Here is a 214-nt window from a genome sequence, read left to right on the forward strand (position 1 = left end):
CGCGACAACCGAATGTTCGTTGAAGGAGTGCTGTGGATCGTGCGTACGGGGTCTCCCTGGCGCGATCTCCCGGAGGTCTTCGGCGATTGGAACAGCGTGTTCCGGCGCTTCAGCCGATGGAGCATCAAGGGTGTTTGGTGGCGGATCTTCGAGGCGATGTCCGATGATCCGGACTTCGAATATCTGATCGTCGATTCCACCATCGTTCGGGCGC

Annotated in this window: 1 protein-coding gene; it reads left to right on the forward strand. The window is 59.3% G+C overall.

Annotated features, from left to right (window positions below; translation table 11 throughout):
* Positions 1–214, forward strand: a 214-nt coding sequence (locus FNJ47_RS55890; protein ID WP_163163958.1) for a transposase, incomplete at both ends; no start/stop codon positions are given.

It is taken from the genome of Bradyrhizobium uaiense, assembly GCF_010811875.1.
GTDB lineage: Bacteria > Pseudomonadota > Alphaproteobacteria > Rhizobiales > Xanthobacteraceae > Bradyrhizobium > Bradyrhizobium uaiense.